We start from the raw sequence: 14,064 nt of genomic DNA on the forward strand, positions 1-14,064 counted from the left end.
TGCGTTACGGATTACCCCAGTCGTGCGAATGCCACCGGGCCGACGCCTTGCGCGCCCGTTCGGCCAGCTCGATCAGCAGCTCGCCGTTTCCGTAAAGGACGAAAGCCGTTGCTGCAGCGGCGCCGCAGAGAAATCCAAGTCCGAACATATCGCTACCTCCTGGTATCGACCGGCGTTGCGTTGCTCACATCGAGGACGCGCGTGACGCGACGGGCTCGGCCGCGCCGTTGGCACTCGCGGGAAGAAGAAGATGCAGCGGCACGCGCCGGCTCCGCTTCATCTCGTCGAGACGCGCGCGCGCGGCCTGGCTCGCCTGCTCGGCACGAAGCCGCCCGAGCCGCGCATCCAGGTTCGCGTCGCCGCTGTCGATCTCGTCGGCGAGCGAGGCGATCGTGCGCTCGATGGACTCACGCACGCCGTCGAGCGCTGCGATGTCGGCATCGGGAGAGAGCCCGGCCATCGCGTTCTGCAGCTTCAGGCGCGCTTCGGCATTGGCCAGCCTGGCCAGGTTACGGGCCTTCTCGTCTCTGAGCCGATGAATCTCGCCCTGGAACGCCGTGAGGTTGGACTTTGCCGAGTCGGCCTCTCGCTCGAGCTCGCCCATCTCGCCGCGAACGCGTTCGAGATCCTCGGCGATGCGGTCTCGCCTGCCGATCAGGAACAGCGCCGCTCCGTCGTCGTCGCGGTCGACGGCCAGGTCGAGCTGCTCACCGGTACTATCGAGCTCGCGCCTCGAGTCTTCCACCTGGCGCGCGAGCTTGTTGCGCATGTAGAGGATGCTCGCGGCGGCTTCGCGCAGGCGCGTGTACTGGCGCTGGCGCTCGGCGATCGCGGCCTCGTAGACCGCGGCCGGATCGCGCTTTTCGCGCGTCTTCATCCATTGCGAAAGCTTTCCACGAACGAGATTGATCAGCCTGGAAACGAACATCACAGACCTCCCTGGCCGCCGGTATCGTCGTCGCCGGCCGCCGCGCCCGAAGCGCCGGCGCGAGGGCGCTTCTCTGCTACATTTTTTGTAGCGTCATGGTCCTGCTCCGCCGGCCCGCCGTCGCTGCCTGCGGCCGTTTCGGCCGCCTCGAGCATCGAAAGCGCCTCCAGTCCGAGCTCGCGGATCTTCTGCTGCAGGTTCTGACGGTACATGCCGATCTCCTCCGCCGTGCGCGAGATGTTGCCCCCGTTGCGCGCCAGGGCGGCAACGAGGAAACTTCGCTCGAAATCGTCCACGATCCTCTGCTTGGCATCGCGAAAAGTCGTCGGGAGGGAGGCGACGTCGACGGCAGTTCCGTCGGCCACCGTTTTCCCGAACAGGTCTTCGCTCGTGATCTCTTCTCCCGCCGCCAGAAGCAGCGCCTTCTCGACGGCGCTGCGCAGCTCGCGGATGTTGCCCGGCCACGCGGCGTTCATGCACGCCCGCAGCGCTTCGCCCGAAAGCGGCTTTACCGGACGATGGAAGCGTTCGGCTGCGTCGGTGAGGAACTTCTGGATCAGCAGCGGAATGTCCTCGCGACGCTCGGCGAGGGACGGCACGACGAGCTCGACGACGCGCAACCGGTAATAGAGGTCGGAGCGGAAGCGGCCGTCGGCCACCAGCTCTTCGAGGTTGCGATGCGTGGCGGCGATCAGGCGCACGTCCACTGCGATCGCCTCGTTTCCGCCGACGCGCTCGAGCTCCTTTTCCTGGATGACGCGCAGGATCTTGGCCTGGGTCTCCGGCGGCATGTCGCCGACCTCGTCGAGGAACAGCGTACCGCGGTCGGCGGCTTCGAATTTTCCTTCGCGCCGACCGATCGCGCCGGTGAACGCCCCGCGTTCGTGACCGAACAGCTCGCTCTCGACCAGCTCGCGGCTGAACGCCGCGCAGTTGACCTTGATGAACGGCCGCGAGCGTCGCGGGCTGCGGTAATGCAACGCATTGGCGACGAGCTCTTTTCCGGTGCCGCTGGCCCCGCGCACGAGCACGGTGACGTCGGTGTCGGCCACTTTCTCGATCGACTCGAACAGGCGCAGCATCGCCGGGCTGCGGCCGACGATCTGGTCGGGGCCGTAACGAGACTGCACCTCGCTCAGGAGCCGGCGGTGCTCACGGCGAAGCCGCGCGGTGTCCATCAGCCTTGCGACCACCGCGCGCATCTCGTCGTTGTCGAACGGCTTGGGGATATAGTCGGCGGCGCCGGTTTTCATCGCCTGCACGGCGATTTTCTCGGAACCGTAGGCGGTGATCATCAGCACCGCGACGTCCGGGTCGACGAACCGCGCCGCCTCGAGCACCTGAAGCCCGCTGATGCCGCCGAGCGCGAGGTCGGTGATCACGAGATGGAAGTCGCCGCCTTCGATTCGGCGCACGGCCTCCTCGCCGCTGCCGGCCGTCTCGACGCTGTAGCCCTCCTTCGTGAGCAGCCCGCGCAGCGCGATCTGCATCGCCCTTTCGTCGTCGACGACGAGGATGCGTCCGCGTGCAGCACTCATCGGGGGCTTTCCTTCTGAACCGGCCCGCTCGTCGCGGGTCTCCTTTCGACCGACCCGCTCATCGCGGGTCTCCCGGCACCGGCAGCGTCACGCGGAACTCGGTTCCGCGGCCGGCCTGGCTGCGCACTTCGATGCCGCCCTGGTGGGCATCGACGATCTTTTTCGCGATCGCCATGCCGAGGCCGGTGCCGTGATCCTTCGTCGTGAAGAACGGATTGAAGATCTTCGCGACTTTTTCCGGCGCGATTCCCGAACCGTTGTCGACGATTCGCACACAGGCGGCACGGGGGGTGCCGTTTTCGATGAAAACGTCGATACGGCGGTCCTCGGGCACCGCGGCCAGCGCGTCGATCGCGTTGTCGAAGATGTTGCCGAACACGCGCTGGAGCTTGTCGGCGTCGGCCCGCACGGTGGGACCTCCGATGTAATTGCGCGCGACGCGCACCTTTCCGCTCTCGAGCTTGCTCTTCAGCTGCGCAAGCGCCGAATCGACCACCTGGGCCAGGCCGACCAGCGCGTACTCGTAGTCTTCTTCCTTCGCGTACTTGAGAAGGTGGGACACCCTCCTCTCGACGCGATCCAGCTCCTCGATCGCGACGCGTGCATACTCGACGTTTTCGACCGAGTGCGGGTCTTCGCCCATCTGCTGGACGAGGCTTTTTGCGGCCGCGATGGGATTGCGGATCTCGTGGGCGATCGTCGAGCTGAGCTCACCGATGTCGGCCTGCTTCTCGGTGACGATCGCGTGCTTCTCGCGGCGCACTTCGCGCTCGACAGCCGGATCGAAGTAGTTCTCGCGAATGTAACGGCCGCCGAATACGCCCATGTAGTGCGAGAAGATGCCGATGCCCCAGCCAAAGGCCGGCCAAAGGAACCACGGATAAAACCCGGTGAACATGTTGAGGAACGCGAGGAAGCCGATGACGCTGCAGTAAACCCACAGGTGACCGTAGAATCCGGCGATCGCGCGGCGGCGGCGGCGCTCGCGCCGCGCAGCCTCCGCTTCGGCGCGATCGCCGGAGGCGGCGATGCCGGTCCAACGGTGCCAATCCCAGGGACTGCGACGCCAATTCGAAGACGCGTGACGACGCCGCCAGTCGTGACGGTCTGCGTGACGCTGAGAGCGCTCACGGTCGCCGCGCTGCCAGTCGCGGTCGCCTCGGTCTGCGCGACTCGCACAGGTGTCGCGGCGGACCGCTTCGCTGCGACCGTCGTCCGCTCCCGCTGTCGCGTCGGAGCCGGAGCCGTCGTCGAGGCGACCCTCCCCGGCTTCGTCGGCGTAGAGGTCCCTCCAGTGATGTCGCACCCTGGCGCAGATCATGATGGCGAGAATTACTCCGAGAATCGGCATGGCCGTCGTCGCTGGCTCAGTCTAGTTCGGGGTCGGCGGATGAGCACGCCGGGGGAAAAGCAAGCGTCGGGCCAGTCCTTCGCCGGCGGCAGGACATCGCAAAACGTCGACATTTCAATCGTTTACGAACCCGCTCCGCCTTCGCTTGCAGTCGCAGGACTGCGCTGCCGGCGCTTCGGGTGCAGTCCCGGAACTGCAGCGCGGTCAGGCTCGGTGCTGCGCAAGCTCGCTGGGCAGTGCGAAACACGGATCCGGTCGACTCGCCGCCGAGGCGCCGCGCCAGCTGCGAGCGCTCCTTCGCTGTTCCTTACCGGTGACAATCGCGACGCCGCGCATTCTCAAGTCGGCGAACGAACGCCCCAAAAACCGTGCATGAATGCGGACTTCGCTCTGGCATTCCTATTGCATTGACACACCTGCAGCCGAAGCGATCGCGCCGGCCGCGCTGCGAGTGCGCCGTGCACCCGACAGCATCGGACCGTCGTAGACTCGGCGAGGAGAGTCCGATGCGATCCATCCGATTTCCGTCCGATACCGGCAGAACGCGAATGATCTTCGAGAACCGGAGCGGCGCGGTCGCTTTGGAACATCCGCGCGAAGCGATGAGTTGGATAACCGCCGCGCTCGCCGCGGCGGCGATCATCGCAGCATCGGCACACGCGGTGCATGCCGCCGGCTGCGCTGCCGGATTCCAGGACGCAGGCGGATCGATCTGTACCGCGACGTTCGGTCTCACCGGCGCACCGCAAACGGTCACGCTTCCAGGATCGGTTCACGGGATCATCGCGACCGTCTCCGGAGCCGAAGGCGGCACCAGCCTCGAGGAACAGGTGGATCCTTTCGGCGGCGCTGCGTCGTCAGGCGGCAAGGGAGGTCGCCAGAGCGCGACGATTCCCGTCGCCGGTGGTGCGATGCTGACGGTCGTGGTCGGCGAGATGGGCACGGGCGGAGTTCTCGCTCCGCCGGGCTTCGGAGGGTATGGCGGCGGCGGGCACGCGACCTCGCGTTACGGCGGCAACGGCGGAGGCGGAAGCTATGTGTTCGACGCAAACGGGCCGATCATCGCGGCAGGCGGCGGCGGGGGCGGTGGCTACGACTACAGTCCCGTCGTGATGGGCCGCGGGGACCAGCACAATCCGGGCGGCGACGGCAGCGGGGCCAGCGCTGCCGCCGACGGAACCGCGGTGCCCTTCTGCTGCGACAATACGGCGCCGTACACAGCCGGAGGCGGGGGCGGAGCCACGCCGATCGCCGGCGGCGCCGGCGGCCACCCGTCGCTGCCACCTTCGTACATTTTCGGCCAGGTGGACGGCGACTACGGCTCGGGACCGGCGGCCAACGAATTCAGCTTCGGCAACGGCGGCAGCACCCACAACGGTTGCTGCTACTACACGGGCTGGGCCGGCGGCGGCGGCGGCGGTTACTACGGGGGCGGAGGTGGAGGGAACATCGAGGCCCAGTTCGAGGGCGGTGGCGGTGGCGGCGGCGCGGGTTTCGTGCTCGCCACCGCGTGGGCGACGTCCGCGCTGACCGGAGTTCAGCTCGGCGACGGCGACGTGACGATCAGCTACTACATCGGCACCTGCAACGCCGCGTGCGCATCGTGCACGGGGCCAATGGCCACCGATTGCTCGAGCTGTCCTGCGGGGCTCGTCGTATCGGGCGGCGCCTGCGTGCCGGCAACGACCACGACGACGCTGCCTCCACCGACGACAACGACGACGTTGTCACCGTCGCTGTGCGACGCGGTGCCGCGCACCGGTTGCCGCCTTCCCGCGACGGGAAGCTCGTCGATCAAGGTCAAGAACGATCCGAACGACAGCAAGGACACGCTGATCTGGAAATGGAGCCACGGGGACACGACGCTGCTCGACGCGTTCATGAATCCGCCGGCGTCGACGGCCACCTACCGCACCTGCGTCTACGACACCTCGGGGAGGCCGCAGCCGCTGATGCAGATGGACGCGACCGGAAGCGAGATGTGCGACAAGGGCAAACCGTGCTGGAAGACGATCAGCGACAAGGGATTTGCGTACAAGAACGGCGCGGGCTCGGTCGACTCGGTGACCGGGGCCAAGCTGCTCGCCGGAAGCCAGGGAACCCCCAGCGTCCGGATCAAGGCGCGCGGCGCGCGCGTACCGATGCCGGGTCTCGGGATGAGCCTTCCGCTGACGGTGCAACTCGTCATCTCGGACGGACTCGGCACCGAATGCTGGCAGGCGACGTTCACGACCGCGACGCGCAACGACGCGACTCGGGTCTGCGCGAACGGTCCGTAGGCGGGCCCGCGGCGCCTCGCCGCCTGCGACGGGGCGCTGCACAAATGCGGATTACCGGGCGGCGGCCGTCCGGGCGACTCGCAGGAGGCGGTGCTTCGGTGCGTGGGACATCGCCGCCGCGACCACCGGAGCTTCGGGCTCGCCGCTCTTGGCCGCGTGAAGCAAAAGGATGCGTCGCACTTCCTCGATGGTCTCCGGAACCGCCTGCGTCGAGTGCGTCGAGTGCACGATCTTCTCGGATTCGACGCCGCCGAGATGGGCGCTCGTGTACTTCACAACCCCGTCGTCTTCCTGCTCGAGCGGACCGTTGCCCTTGACCGCGATGATCGAGTTCGCAGCGATACCGGGTGCGATCGGCAGTGCCACGAGCACTTTCAGGAAAGGATTGCCCGGCGTCATGTTCTCGACCGCATTGACGCGTTCGAGGTTCACGAGCCGCACCATGTCGGGGTTCAGCGTCAGCACGCTCACGCCCATCCTCGTGACTGTCGCGGGCAGGCTGACGACGCGAGTGACGATGCCCCGCACCCAGTCACTGACCGCGAGAAAGCTGCCGCGGTGCGGAGTGCAGATGAAGACCACGCGCTTGACGAACGGAAGCGGCTTGACGAACACCGCCGCCCCCAGCAGTTCGCGGTCCTTGGGATCCAGGTGCACGTCCTCGAAACGCTTCGACGTAATGTTGCGCCAGAACGCGTCTCCGCTGTCCACGGCCGTCAGCTTGGTGAGCAGGCCGCCCTGGCTGTGCCCGATCACGACCATCTGCTGCAGCCCCGTGTCCGTCCCGTCGGGGTCCAGCGACGCGACCGCGTCGCTGAGGGCCTTTCGCAGGAGGTAGCCGGAGTAAAGGATCGGGCTGCTCGAGTTGTACGCAAAGACCCACGCCTCGTAGCGCTCGTTGATGCGCGGGTCGTTCATCAGCACGTTGACCATCTCGGCCCACCGCGCGGGGCTGGACGCGGTACCGTGGACGAAGACGATCGGGATGCGGCCTCGCACGTGCGGCGTGAGCGCGCCGAGCCTTCCCTTGTCGCGCTGCTGGGTCACCGTGCCGATGAACGCGAGCAGTTCCTGCTTGATGACCGGCGCTTCGGCCACCATCGACGCGAGAACGGCCGAGGGTTCCTTTTCCAGCGGGACGGAACGGTCCGCGATGCGGACGTTCTCCTCGTTCGGATCGGTGTGCAGCTCGAGGTTCGCGCGAATCGTTCCGCTCGCGATCTGCTTGCGGACGTCGTCGATGCGAACCAGGGCCGTGACCGGGATCTTCAGGCTGCGCAGGAGAAGCGTCTCTTCCTGGCCGGCCGGCGCCGCCGCATTCGCCGCCAGCGGCGCGCCGATTCCCGGAGTGCGGAAGCGGTTGTCCAGTCCGCTGACCTGAAGCTCGGCGACGGGAATGAAACCGCCCAGGTGCCGTCCGTGCCACTCGAGAACGGACGGATCGAAGTAGACCTCGAGCTTGCCGATCGGAAGGGTGTAGGTCTGCGCGCTGAGGACGACCTGTCCGTTCTTGCCCTGCTCGTATCCCTGCGTCAGGCCGCGGTTGTAGAGATCAATCGCGACGCGAAGGCGCGGATCGACCGGATCGAGCGGGTGGCCTCCGAACAGGAACGACCACGCGTACAGCGCGGCCATGATCGAGTAGTCGCGGTTGTGACTGCGATCCGCGTACAGGAACGAAAGCTCGGCCAGCGCGAAGTAAGTATCGTCGTCGTTCTCGGCGACAGCGATGCGGTGCAGCTCGGCCAGAGTCCGGACCGGGTCCGTCTGGAACTGGTCGTAGAGGCCGCGACGATGCAGGACGTTGGTGGTCTCGATGCTCGGCTCGTTCTCGGTCAGCGCATTGGCCGTCAGCGAGCGCTGCACCGCGTCGGCGTCCATGCGCTTGACGCCGATCGGGCTGGTCGCGCAACCGCAAAGAAGCGCCGCAACGAGCAGCGGCGCAGCGAACCGAGCGACCGCGCGACGGGACGAAATCATCGATGCTCGCAATGCCGACCCATGGCCCTGGTTCGGGGATGCCTTTGCTCAGCGGCCGCCACGGCCTCCGCCTCCGCCACCGCCACCGCCACCGCCGCCGCCGCCGCCGCCGCCACCGCCGCCGCCGCCGCCTTTGGATGCGGCCTTTCGATTCCCACCACCGCCACCGTTCGCTCCACCGCGCGAGCCGCCCTGGCCCTGCGACTTCGCCCCACCGCCTGCGGAAGGTCCGCGCGTGGCGGCTCCGGCCTGGCCGCGGTCGCCTGAGCCGGAGCGGTTGCCGCCACCGGCGTTACCGCGACGTCCCGCGCCGTTGCCTCCGCCGCCAGCTGCACCGGCACGATCGGCGCCGCCGCTGCCGGCGCGATTCTGTCCGGCGCCCGTTGCAGCGCGATTGCCAGCACCGGCGCCACCCTTGTTCTTCGCGGATCCTTCGCGACCGGCGTTGCCGTTCTGCCCGCCACGGTTTGCCGCGCCATCACCGGCGCCGCCGCGATTGCCGGCATTGCCTGCGCGATCGTTCTTGCCCGCACGATCACCGCCATTGCCTGCGCGATCGTTCTTGCCCGCACGATCACCGCCGTTGCCTGCGCGATCGTTCTGGCCCGCACGATTGCCGCCGTTGCCTGCGCGATCGTTTTTGCCCGCACGATCACCGGCATTGCCTGCGCGATCGTTTTTGCCCGCAGGATTGCCGGCGTTGCCTGTACGGTCGCCCGCACGATCGTAGGTTCCCACTTTGTTCTTCTGGTCGAACGAGCGCGCCTGGTCGCGAGTCACGCGGTTGCTGCCGCCCTGGGCGCCGAACTCGCGCGCGACTTTCTGATCCTTGTACCCTACGCCTTTTCGATGCTCGGGATTGTGCTGCCAGCCGCCGCCGTTGCCGTTCCAGTTGCCGCCGTTGACGTTCGTGACCCTGTTGAAGTTGTTGTAATTGTTGACGTTGACATTGACGCTACCGCCGCCGTAGTGGCCACCGTAGTGGCCACCGTAGTGGCCACCGCCGTATCCCCAGTGGCAGTCCCCCCAGATCGCTGCTCCGACGGCAAGGCCCGCACCGAAAGCGAGCAGCCCGTATGCGGGCGGCGCGTACAGCGCAGGATAAACCGGAGCCGGATACGACCAGGCCGGCCCGTAGACGACTGCCGGTGAATACGTCGGCACGTAGATCACTTGCGGCGCCGGCTGCTGCACGACGATGACGCGCGCACCCTGCTCTTCCTTGACGACGACGTTCTGCTGCGGACTCGACTTCAGGTTGCCGGCATCGTAGGCCTTCTGGCGCATGACCTGGACGGTCACCATCACGTCGTCCTGCTGCGCAAGGAAAGCGTCGCCGAGATCCTTCGTCCATTGAAGATTGTCGTTCATCCTCTGCACGACATCGGGAACGGCGCAGAGTCCCTTGACGCTAGGATCCCAGTCCTGCTGCTTGAGCGCCTCATCGAGCTGCTCGCCTTGAAGACCGGGATACTGCTTGAGCCAGCGGCTGGCCTCGACGATCTCGAGCGGATACGTCGACGCCATCAGCACCTGGGCCAGCAGCGCGTCGGGATACAGCGCGATCGGCGCGACGAGCTGCTCGAGCTGCGCGCTGGTGAACGCGGGAGCCTGGTCCGGCGCAGGCCCGTTGCCGGCCTGAAGCACGGCCGGCTCGCCTTCGGGCGCGCCGTAGTCCTGGGCATGAGCGGGAAAGGACAGGAGTACGAGCGCCGCCGCAGCGGCGGTCAGGGTCTGGCAGGTTTTCATCGTGGGCTTGCTCCTCGCTGGCCGGTCGCGTCCGGCTTCGGGAGGCGCCGCGACTGGACGACGCCATTCATGGCATCGGGCCGTTGGAGAGCAAGCCCTCTCGGTGCGGCCGTTGCGGTTCGGGGCCTTTTTCCCGCGGTGCCGCGAGCGAATCGCCGCCATTCGCCACCATAGCGACCGTTTCGGCAGGCAGGCGCTCGAAATCGACCGAGAAACACGCATTCCTGCCGGTTATCGCCGCGGCAACTGCGCTGGGCGTGGACGGCCAACCGGATCGGCAGCCTGGTTGGACACGGCCAGCGGCCGGATCCAGGCGCAGCAGCCTCCCGAGGACCGGCGGCAGCTCCCGACGGCCCGCCGGGAAACCGGATCCGCAACGCTGCCTTGCGTGAAGAATCTCACTCCATAAACTTCCTGACGCGGATGCAGCTTGCGCTGCCCGCGGCGAAACCCGCCACAAGGAGATCGTCATGCGTCAAGTACAATTGCTCGCCATGCTCGTCGCGACCGCGCTCTGCGGCTGCGCGGGGATCGATTTCGACTCGACGGGACCCGGGCTCACGTACTATGAGCCGAGGCCGTACCTGTTCGTCACGACGACACGGGAGTGTGTCTCGACTGCGACGGTGATTTCGATTCCCGACCGGAAAAAGACGATGAAGTTCCGGTCGGGCTACGGGTCATCCGATCTATCGGCAACGTTCTCCGGTGGCATGGTCACCGCGGTGGGCCAGAAGGTCGACACGAAAATCCCGGAGACGATTACTGCCGTTTCCAGCCTTGCAACGGCAGCGGGCGGACTCGGCCTGATGGAAGCCGGCAAGCCTGCGCCGGGAAGCAAGCCGAAGGCCGCCGAATGCACTCCGGCGGCAAGGCTCTACGCGATCGAAAACGGCGTTCCCGGAAAAGAGATCCGCGACCTCCTCCCGGCTCCGTGAAGGACGACTCAGCGGCAGAGCATGCGACCGGCCACGCTCACGCAGCGCGGCGGTGCGGCGCCCGGTGCGCCGAAGGCCACCGTCGCGCACTCGTCGGTTGCTCCGAGAGTCACTTCAGCCTGCGCCGTGTTGACGTCGGGCAATGCGATGGGGCCCGCGCCGCGTCCGACGATCGACCAGCGCAGCATTCCGGCCACCTGCGAAGACATGTCGCGAACCGCGGCCTTCGTGATGCCCGCGACGCTACCGGCCGGGTCGACGTAGAGCCATTTGGTACCGCGACTGTTGGTTTTCCATCCGCTGGTTCCATCGAACGCTCCGCCCGGCAGCGCTGCGTCGATTCCTCCTCCACTTCCGACCGCATCGTCGATGGTCACGTGGATTCCGTTGGCCGGCGGATTGACGGCGGTCCACGGCAGCGGGATCAGCGCCTGTCCCGACAGCTTCATCAGGAACGGGGTGCTGCTCATCTTCAGCGACGGCCTCGAAATCGAGCTCGCACACGAAGGCGGCGGTGGTGGTGGAATCGGGGACTGGGGCCACACGAGAACGCCTGCACTGTCGGCGTACGCGTCCGTGCCGTCCGGTGAAACCGTCACCTGCAGCGCCGAGCCGACCGTCTGGGTTGCAACCGCGTAGCCGGTGCCCGGCGACAGGCCGCTGATGTAGTGCTGTACGGTGCTCGAAGGCACGACGTAGGTCGTACCGGCGAACATCGCGGATGAATCACGCAGGAAAAGCGCCGCCGTGCCGTGCACGACGACGCCGTCGAACGCCGTCCCGGACGTCGACTGCACGAGCGATGCCGGATCGGCGCTGCTTCCCGCGTCGGCGCCCTGCAGCACGTGGAGAAAGCGCACGTCGGAAGGATCGGAAGGATCCTCGATGCGGACCTGGTAGCGGCTCGGCTCGAGCTCGGCAAGGCCGATGTTCGGGATCGGCGAGGTTGCAATCGTCGCGCCGGCCGGAAGCAGCGACGTGACGAAGAGGTGCTGACCGCTGCCGGTCGTCTCCGTCAGGACGTTTCCCGCCTCGGTCGGCTGCGCGACCAGCGAAAGGTTGAACCGCTTGAACAGGCCGCTGCTCTGCGACGTCGCGCGATCATAGACGACGACGTGATCGGGCTGGAGCCACAGGATCGACCTGCTCGAGTGCGTGATGTCCTGGGCCGCGTTGGCCGGTGTCCACATGCTCGGCCTGTTGTACAGGCCCGTGTCGTTGCACGATGCGAACGAGTAGCCGCTGCCGCTGCTCGTCGCGGCAACGGGATCGCCCTGGCTCGAGCCGAGGATCCACTGGCTGCCGTTGTTCCAGAACGGCGCTTCGTACCACTGAAGGTTGGCCGGCGTACCGTTCTGGCAGGTGTTCTTCAGCGTCACCGTGTTGTGGTAGAGGCTGGTCTGCCCGTTGCCCGAGTTGTCGTAGTTGCTCGCTTCCTTGGTGAGCCACTCGCCGCTGCGATACATCTCGAAGAGCCCGGCATCGCCGTCCTGGTGGTTGATCGAGATCCAGCTGCAGCGGAAATCGAACATCGATGCGGAAGCGCTCCAGTCGGTGCGCGCGAGCAGCCGCCCGGCAGGCGCGTCGTAGAACGTCGTCGGCCACTGCGGTCGCGGATCGACCGGAGAAGCCGCGGTGGGGTCGAGCAGCATGAAGTAGAGAATGGCCTCGACGCGGTTCCACGGATTCTGGATCCGGTGCATCAGGTTGCCCGCGCCGCCTTCGACGACGTTGATCACCCACCATTTCTCGGCGTTCTGGCGCGAAAGATCCCCGGTCTGTTGCTCGAGCAGCGCGAGCAGCGCCATCGGCTGCATGAAGTCCGGCGTCATCCACAGGCGCAAAATGTCGCCGTAATTCGTCATCTGGTAGACGGGCCCGAGATACGCTTCCGACGGGGGAACCTGCGCCGCCGGAACGATGGAATGGTAGAACCCGCGCACGAACCGGTCCCACACCGGCGCTCCGATCAGGCCGGCCTGGGGGCCGGTGACGGCGACGTCGTTGTAGCCGGCCGTCTGCAGCGCCAGGAGCTGGGCAAGCAGGAAGCCGATCGAATGCCCGTAGAGCATGCCTTCGGAAGGCAGTCCTCCGCTGGCAAGTCCGAGTCCCTGCGACGACGGAAGCGAGAACGCCGCCTGCACCGCGGACGGATCGCCGAACATCGCGAACTCCTGGTAGAGCCAGGCGCCGGTAGCATCGGCGAGATAGCTGCGCAGAGAGTTGCCGAGCTGATTGACGCTCTTCGTGTTGTCGATCGGCGGATCGTCGGAGGCATCCAGGCTGAGCGCCGCGAGGATCATCAGGCGCGCATGACCGAGATAGTAGTTGTTGGCGGCCATCCTGTAGGCACGGTTGCCCGGCAGAAGCGTCGTCGAGTTCTGCGCGCCGATCGGCGAAGGATGGTCGCCGCCGGTCGTGGAGGCGTTCACGCAGTCGTTCGCCCACGCCATGAAGACGTTGCGGATCTCGAGCTTGTCGGCCGACGACAGGATCGGCTGGCCCATCGAATCGGTGGCATCGTAGATCCAGTCGACGATGAGGCCCCAGTTCGGGCCGGTATTGTTCGCGCGGTTGTAGACGGCGAACGACGGATCGCGAAATGGCACGCCCGACTGATGGCCGAGCGATGCCTGGTCCATCACGTACATCAACAGGTCACGCGCCATCTTCGCGTACGTCTGGCGATTGGATGCGTTCGGGTCGACCAGCGACTGGAATGCGAGGATCAGTCCGTCTTCTTCCGAGAGCAGGCCGGTATAGCCCTGGGTGTCGCCGAAATCGGGATACGGCGATTTGGCCACTCCGCCGGGGAAATACTTGGTGTTGTAGTTGGAGACCGACGTGGCGACGAGAGACTGCAGGCCCTGCTGGTAGACGGCGTTGCCCGGCACTGCCCACGAGCGCAGCTTCGGCAGATCGCCGGCGGTGAGCCACAGGCGCGGATGGCCGGCGACCGGAGCGGCAAGAGCCGGCGCGTTCGCTGCGACCAGGAGGAAGAGAAGAGAAGCGATCCGGAAGGTCCGATTCGGTCGCCGTATTGTCATGGAGGAGCCCCCGTTTTGAAGTATAACGAAGGCTCCGACGCCGAACAGAAGTTTTGTCTGGTGCGCTGAACTTTATCTTGATTCAGCGCGCGGGTGTCAGCGGTTTAACACTCGGTAAGTGACTGCTCGCGCGTTTGCCACTGAACGCGAACGCTCCGCGTTTGCCGCTTCACGCGAACACTCGCGCGTTTGCCATTGAACGCGAACGCTCCGCGTTTTCCACTGAACGCGAACGCTCGCGCGTTCGCTATTGC

Annotated in this window: 9 protein-coding genes; 2 read left to right on the plus strand and 7 right to left on the minus strand. The window is 66.5% G+C overall.

Annotated features, from left to right (window positions below; genetic code table 11):
• Nucleotides 1-4: 4 nt before the first annotated feature.
• The 4 genes from VGK20_13325 to VGK20_13340 are packed head-to-tail and all read right to left on the minus strand — an operon-like array spanning nucleotide 5 to nucleotide 3,817.
• The gene (locus VGK20_13325; GenBank protein HEY2775022.1) at nucleotides 5-148 is read right to left on the minus strand and encodes a hypothetical protein; all 144 of its coding nucleotides are present in this window, start codon (nucleotides 146-148) and stop codon (nucleotides 5-7) included.
• Between the two features lie 36 nt (nucleotides 149-184).
• Complete coding sequence (locus tag VGK20_13330; protein ID HEY2775023.1) at nucleotides 185-928, minus strand: PspA/IM30 family protein; 744 nt, start codon at nucleotides 926-928, stop codon at nucleotides 185-187.
• Complete coding sequence (locus VGK20_13335; protein ID HEY2775024.1) at nucleotides 928-2,466, minus strand: sigma-54 dependent transcriptional regulator; 1,539 nt, start codon at nucleotides 2,464-2,466, stop codon at nucleotides 928-930. Before VGK20_13335 ends, VGK20_13330 begins: the two co-directional genes overlap by 1 nt.
• A 58-nt stretch (nucleotides 2,467-2,524) precedes the next feature.
• Complete coding sequence (locus VGK20_13340; GenBank protein ID HEY2775025.1) at nucleotides 2,525-3,817, minus strand: ATP-binding protein; 1,293 nt, start codon at nucleotides 3,815-3,817, stop codon at nucleotides 2,525-2,527.
• Between the two features lie 602 nt (nucleotides 3,818-4,419).
• On the opposite strand from VGK20_13340, the gene VGK20_13345 reads away from it, so the two are divergent.
• The gene (locus VGK20_13345) at nucleotides 4,420-6,096 is read left to right on the plus strand and encodes a furin-like repeat-containing protein (protein ID HEY2775026.1); all 1,677 of its coding nucleotides are present in this window, start codon (nucleotides 4,420-4,422) and stop codon (nucleotides 6,094-6,096) included.
• A gap of 51 nt (nucleotides 6,097-6,147) precedes the next feature.
• Here the strand turns inward: VGK20_13345 and VGK20_13350 are convergent, their stop codons facing one another.
• Both VGK20_13350 and VGK20_13355 read right to left on the minus strand, forming a co-directional pair.
• Nucleotides 6,148-8,076 (minus strand): alpha/beta hydrolase, encoded by a 1,929-nt coding sequence (locus tag VGK20_13350; GenBank protein HEY2775027.1) that lies wholly within the window; start codon nucleotides 8,074-8,076, stop codon nucleotides 6,148-6,150.
• 48 nt (nucleotides 8,077-8,124) lie between these two features.
• Nucleotides 8,125-9,825 carry a DUF3300 domain-containing protein gene (locus VGK20_13355; protein ID HEY2775028.1) on the minus strand — a complete coding sequence of 567 codons (1,701 nt, stop codon included), beginning with the start codon at nucleotides 9,823-9,825 and terminating at the stop codon, nucleotides 8,125-8,127.
• 470 nt (nucleotides 9,826-10,295) lie between these two features.
• Here VGK20_13355 and VGK20_13360 point away from each other — a divergent pair, with 470 nt between their 5' ends.
• The gene (locus tag VGK20_13360; GenBank protein ID HEY2775029.1) at nucleotides 10,296-10,763 is read left to right on the plus strand and encodes a hypothetical protein; all 468 of its coding nucleotides are present in this window, start codon (nucleotides 10,296-10,298) and stop codon (nucleotides 10,761-10,763) included.
• Nucleotides 10,764-10,771: 8 nt separating this feature from the next.
• Here VGK20_13360 and VGK20_13365 read toward each other — a convergent pair whose 3' ends face one another.
• A complete protein-coding gene (locus VGK20_13365) occupies nucleotides 10,772-13,810 on the minus strand; it encodes a hypothetical protein (GenBank protein ID HEY2775030.1) in 3,039 nt (1,012 codons plus the stop codon).
• Nucleotides 13,811-14,064: the final 254 nt, after the last annotated feature.

It is taken from the genome of Candidatus Binatia bacterium, assembly GCA_036493895.1.
Classification (GTDB): domain Bacteria; phylum Desulfobacterota; class Binatia; order UBA1149; family CAITLU01; genus DATNBU01.

Bases quoted from the DNA above. Each gene is read 5' to 3' on its own strand.
- VGK20_13330 (HEY2775023.1), bottom strand. From the start codon at position 928: ATGTTCGTTTCCAGGCTGATCAATCTCGTTCGTGGAAAGCTTTCGCAA.
- VGK20_13360 (HEY2775029.1), top strand. From the start codon at position 10,296: ATGCGTCAAGTACAATTGCTCGCCATGCTCGTCGCGACCGCGCTCTGC.
- VGK20_13335 (HEY2775024.1), bottom strand. From the start codon at position 2,466: ATGAGTGCTGCACGCGGACGCATCCTCGTCGTCGACGACGAAAGGGCG.
- VGK20_13325 (HEY2775022.1), bottom strand. From the start codon at position 148: ATGTTCGGACTTGGATTTCTCTGCGGCGCCGCTGCAGCAACGGCTTTC.
- VGK20_13350 (HEY2775027.1), bottom strand. From the start codon at position 8,076: ATGATTTCGTCCCGTCGCGCGGTCGCTCGGTTCGCTGCGCCGCTGCTC.
- VGK20_13345 (HEY2775026.1), top strand. From the start codon at position 4,420: ATGAGTTGGATAACCGCCGCGCTCGCCGCGGCGGCGATCATCGCAGCA.
- VGK20_13365 (HEY2775030.1), bottom strand. From the start codon at position 13,810: ATGACAATACGGCGACCGAATCGGACCTTCCGGATCGCTTCTCTTCTC.
- VGK20_13340 (HEY2775025.1), bottom strand. From the start codon at position 3,817: ATGCCGATTCTCGGAGTAATTCTCGCCATCATGATCTGCGCCAGGGTG.
- VGK20_13355 (HEY2775028.1), bottom strand. From the start codon at position 9,825: ATGAAAACCTGCCAGACCCTGACCGCCGCTGCGGCGGCGCTCGTACTC.